Source organism: Alteromonas sp. AMM-1 (genome assembly GCF_047290655.1).
Lineage (GTDB): Bacteria > Pseudomonadota > Gammaproteobacteria > Enterobacterales > Alteromonadaceae > Alteromonas > Alteromonas mangrovi.
The window spans coordinates 1-4,635 of the sequence record NZ_JBLBUE010000226.1 but is presented as its reverse complement, the minus strand read 5'-3'; the positions used below and the strand labels follow the sequence as shown (position 1 = coordinate 4,635).

Annotated in this window: 6 protein-coding genes; 4 read left to right on the top strand and 2 right to left on the bottom strand. The window is 45.0% G+C overall.

Annotation, left to right across the window (positions count from 1 at the left end; translation table 11 throughout):
• Together ACLR2L_RS19075 and ACLR2L_RS19070 are read left to right on the top strand one after the other, a co-directional pair.
• The coding region (locus tag ACLR2L_RS19075; protein ID WP_413370467.1) for a hypothetical protein at nt 1–203 on the top strand (203 nt) is incomplete at its 5' end.
• 179 nt (nt 204–382) lie between these two features.
• Nucleotides 383–832 carry an RNA recognition motif domain-containing protein gene (locus tag ACLR2L_RS19070; protein WP_413370465.1) on the top strand — a complete coding sequence of 150 codons (450 nt, stop codon included), beginning with the start codon at nt 383–385 and terminating at the stop codon, nt 830–832.
• 73 nt (nt 833–905) lie between these two features.
• Here the strand turns inward: ACLR2L_RS19070 and ACLR2L_RS19065 are convergent, their stop codons facing one another.
• Entirely contained in the window at nt 906–2,156 is a 1,251-nt protein-coding gene (locus ACLR2L_RS19065) for a DUF5610 domain-containing protein (RefSeq protein WP_413370463.1), read from the bottom strand.
• Between the two features lie 176 nt (nt 2,157–2,332).
• Here ACLR2L_RS19065 and trmA point away from each other — a divergent pair, with 176 nt between their 5' ends.
• A complete protein-coding gene (gene trmA / locus ACLR2L_RS19060; RefSeq protein WP_413370461.1) occupies nt 2,333–3,424 on the top strand; it encodes a tRNA (uridine(54)-C5)-methyltransferase TrmA in 1,092 nt (363 codons plus the stop codon).
• Nucleotides 3,425–3,439: 15 nt separating this feature from the next.
• Here the strand turns inward: trmA and fabR are convergent, their stop codons facing one another.
• Complete coding sequence (gene fabR, locus ACLR2L_RS19055) at nt 3,440–4,048, bottom strand: HTH-type transcriptional repressor FabR (protein WP_413370469.1); 609 nt, start codon at nt 4,046–4,048, stop codon at nt 3,440–3,442.
• 106 nt (nt 4,049–4,154) lie between these two features.
• Between fabR and ACLR2L_RS19050 the strand changes: the two genes are divergently transcribed.
• The coding region (locus ACLR2L_RS19050) for a fatty acid desaturase (protein ID WP_413370459.1) at nt 4,155–4,635 on the top strand (481 nt) is incomplete at its 3' end.

Here is a 4,635-nt window from a genome sequence, read left to right as displayed (position 1 = left end):
CGTATAATACGCTTTTGGTTTTCTGCGTCAACCACTTTTTGAAATTTATTTTCTCAAGCGTTTCGCTGTACACCGCTTCACATAAGGCTTTCGCTTTATCCCGGGAAGTTGCTTTTCGGCGTTCCCCGTTGAAGTGGGGCGCATTCTACATTGCTGAGCTATTGCGTCAACACTTATTTGTGATTTTAAGGCGTTTTTATTGAAATTCTTTTTAAACGCCTATTTTCACAACAATTCCCGTTTATTTATGCATCAGCAGAATGAATTTGTGAATCAATGTTGTTCATTTTGTTATAAATGAGTAAAATTTCCAGCGCAAACCTATTCTCTATAACAATATTATTAAGGTAGCATTATGAAAGTCAGCTTAATGCAATGTGTTTTGATCAGTCTCGTTCTGGCATTTGTCGGTTTCTTTTTCACTCATCAGTTTCCGTTAGATGCGTATACGCCAGTAGTGGTTGCGGGTTCATTGTTAATCAGCGGTATCGTTACGCCATGGATAGCTTCTCTATTGTCAAAAGGAAATGCCGCTACTTCTTCTGCAGACACAGACATTGACATAGAATTGGATGACAACGTCTCAACTCTGTATGTTGGCAACTTGCCATATAAAGCAAATGAAGACGCCGTTAAGGCCTACTTTGAAAATCATATTCGGGTGCAGTCTGTCCGTTTAATGAAAGATAAGAAAACCGGAAAGCGAAAGGGATATGGATTCATTGAAGTTGTTGATGGCGATATCGACGCCATTATCGGTCAGTTCAATGATTCGGTATTTCAGGATAGAACACTAAAAGTTCGCCCTGCGAAGGATAAGATACCCGGCTAATCTACCGAATTAGTTTTTACATATAAAGAAGCCCCCAACTTTGGGGGCTTCTCTTTTAGTTAGCTGACACTTCTTAGTTTTCTGTTACATCGCCTGACAGCTTACTATTGTATAAATGGAATCGATTGATAGCCGATACCACATCCGGTACGTGTACATCGGTCATTTGGTTGATAACACCATTCACAACTTTTGAGTAATCGGTTCCAGCTTGCAGAGTCTTATCCAACAGATCCTGCATCGACTTCAATTGTTCAACATAGGCTTTTAGTGGCTCCAGCTTTTTCTTTAGCTCATCTTTATTACTTTGCTCACTTTCGTTTTGCTGATAGGCCGCTATTTTCTCGCTTACCTGTTTGCGGTCCATCTGCAACGAAAAGCCTGCCAGTTCTTTTTCGTCGAAGCCCAGTTCCAACGCCTTGTTAAAAGCAGACTCAATGTCGCCATCAAAAAACGAGCGGCTTACATCTGTTATTTGCTTTAATAAATCGCTGATCGCTGTCAACTCACCTTCATCCAGTTCTCCTTTAACAGCAAAGCTAATCCCTCGATTCTCGGTGTACTGCAATGATTGGCTGTAGCTTACCGTATTGGCTGCTGGCGCTGTGCCATTGCCGGTGCCGCTATTTGTACCAGCGTTATAGGTATAGGACGAATTGTAACTTAGTTGACGGGCCTGCCCGAAATACAGCGACACTTCGTCACCATCGCGGGTTCTGATCACCAGCCCGGCCTGCTCGGCGTTCATGTTTTGCGAAAACAATTGCTGAGCCATCACACCTGAAGCGGTGTCGCTGCCCCCAAGCACTTCATCTTCCAGTTCGTTAATGCCTTTGCCTATCGCATCACGACTTTTTTCGATACCCTGGGAAATCGTTGAATTCATCAGGCCTGCCAAATCCTTTTGTGCCATCGCTATGCCTTTGGCAACACCAGAACGCGCTTGTCCTATGAGGTCGGTTAACGTTTCGTCGTCTGCACCGCCTTTGGCTGCCCCGCGCACTACACCACCAACGAATTTCAGTACGTTGTTTGCAACTGTCTCAAAATCAAACATGGACTTAGACGAATCCGATGCCGTACCTGAGTACTGGCTGTTGTCAAAACGTCGTTCGTCCACAACCACATTCTGTTCCATTGAGGTTACCATCACCTTATTGGACACCGCTGTTTGAGACACGCTTAACTGAACAGACTGCGTGGATTGCTGAAACTCACGCGCCTGGCGCAAGCCCTCTTGCTGAAGCTGCTTGTTTAAGCTGGTTCTGGGACTCTCAACTTTCCCAGGATCGCTACTTACAGCTGGTATTGTATCAACTGTCATAATAAAACCCTCTCTCACCTCACTGAGGTTATCGGCGGGAACTTGCGTTTATTTAGTATAGCGCATCAAATTTGGCTATTTTTTAATCTCACATGGAGCACAATAAGCACTAAAGTGGACGTTTTGCCAAAACACTCTACAATGCCGCTCTTTAATTGTAGGGGGTATATCAGACTATGCAGGTAAACATGCAGACAGACTATCAGACACAACTCGACAACAAAGCCAATGCGTTGTCGGCATTGCTGGCCCCTTATTACGGTAATAACCTGGATGTATACGCCTCTACTCCGCAACACTATAGGATGCGCGCTGAATTTCGCGTGTGGCACGACGGCGATGATCTCTATCACATCATGTTTGACCAGACTTCAAAGGAAAAGTATCGGGTTGATCAGTTTCCACCGGCTTGTGAAACCATCAACAAGTTGATGACACGCTTATTGGAATTAGTTTCGCCTTCTGATGTTCTGCGCAAGAAGCTTTTCCAGATAGATTACCTGAGCGGACTTTCCGGGCAATGTGTTATCAGTTTGCTATATCACCGCCAGTTGGATAGTACCTGGGAAGAAGCCACAAATACATTACGCGATGAACTGAACAAGACATTCAATGTGAGTATTATCGGCCGGGCGCGTAAACAGAAAATTATTATTGGCAATGACTTCATCATTGAGTCTCTGCCGGTTAACGGTAAAACCTACCAGTTCAAGCATATCGAAAACAGCTTTACGCAACCCAATGCACAAGTGAACTGCAAAATGCTTGAATGGGCGATTGCGCAATCAAAGCCTTTGTCGGGCGACTTGCTTGAGTTGTATTGTGGTGCGGGTAACTTCTCAATACCGTTAGCGGGTGAGTTTGACTCTGTTGTTGGTACCGAGATTGCCAAACCTTCTGTAGATGCCGCGCAGTATAATATTGCCGTTAACAATATCGATAATGTACAAATTGCGCGTTTGTCGAGTGAAGAGTTTGTTCAGGCAATGGAAGGTAAAAGAGAATTTGAGCGCCTTAAAGGCATTGATTTAGCCAGTAAACGTTTTTCAACGGTATTAGTAGACCCACCCAGAGCGGGTTTAGATCCGGATACGCTGGCGATGATCAGCCAGTTTGAAAACATCCTTTATATATCGTGCAATCCGCACACACTGGTTGATAACCTGGCGGAATTAACCAAAACCCATGAAGTAAAACGCGCAGCACTGTTTGACCAGTTCCCGTTTACTGAGCACATGGAATCCGGGGTATTTTTACAAAGAAAGTAATCTGAAACTGCCCGTTTAATCGGGCAATTTCTGCCAGAATGCCAGGCTGCCCAGTTGAATAAAACGCAATTGCTTTTTAACTCGCTGGCTGATGGTTGCTTTTAATATAGCGTCGGCCTCCAGTGCATCCGCACCGGCGCTAAATACCAGTCTGACCATGGACTCGGCCTGCAATACGGCGATGTCGTGCGGTATCTTCAGCTGTTCAATAATGTAATCACTTAGTTCATCGGTAAAGTGCTGAATTTCACGGGATACGGCTAAACGGTAAGCAGCAGAAGTTCCGGTATGTTCGCGCAATAAAAGTCGGAATACGTTGCTGTTCGCCGTAATGAACTCCATAAAGGTGTCAACCGAAGTGTCGATTACGCCGCCACCTGAGGCTATGCGACGTCGCGCCTGTCGCATTAGTTGCCGCAATGCTAATCCAGCCTCGTCCACCAGTGTCAGCCCTAATTCGTCCATATCCTTGAAATGGCGATAAAACGACGTAGGTGCAATACCCGCCTCGCGGGCAACTTCACGCAGGCTGATCGCAGACAAGGTACGGTTTTCGTTAAGCAGTTGAAATGCCGCATCTATTATACTTTGGCGTGTTTTTTGTTTCTGTTCCTGGCGACTCAACAGCAGTCCTCTCTTCATTCTTAAGGCTAATATTACCCCTATTTTCCTTGCGAAACACGCGATTTAAAGCTAAATTAGCGTACAGTTGTAAGCTGAGTTGTATCTTATGAAAAAGCCACGTTTAATTATCACCAATGTCCTGGTGTTTATTATCACCGGACTCATCGCGTTTGTTGGTGTGCCCATTTGGGCAGTAACGCAGGGATTTGACACCACTGAAATTATTACCACTCTCGTGTTGTTTTATGCAACGGGCATGTCGATCACTGCGGGTTATCACCGCTTATGGTCGCATAAAACCTACGATGCGCACCCTGCTGTAAAAGTCATACTGGCTATAGGTGGCGCAATGGCGCTGCAAAACAGTATTTTACACTGGTCATCAGATCACCGGATTCACCATCGTCATGTAGACGAAGACGACAAAGACCCGTATTCAGCGGGCAAAGGTCTGTGGTTTTCGCATATTGGCTGGATGCTGCGAGAGTATCAGGCTCATCGCTATGACGATTACAGCAATTGTAAGGATTTGCAGAAAGACAAGGTAGTAATGTGGCAACACAATCATTACCTGGCCATTGTGCTTG

Excerpts from the sequence above, each read along its gene's own strand:
- ACLR2L_RS19065 (WP_413370463.1), bottom strand. The coding sequence starts at position 2,156 with ATGACAGTTGATACAATACCAGCTGTAAGTAGCGATCCTGGGAAAGTT.
- trmA (WP_413370461.1), top strand. The coding sequence starts at position 2,333 with ATGCAGGTAAACATGCAGACAGACTATCAGACACAACTCGACAACAAA.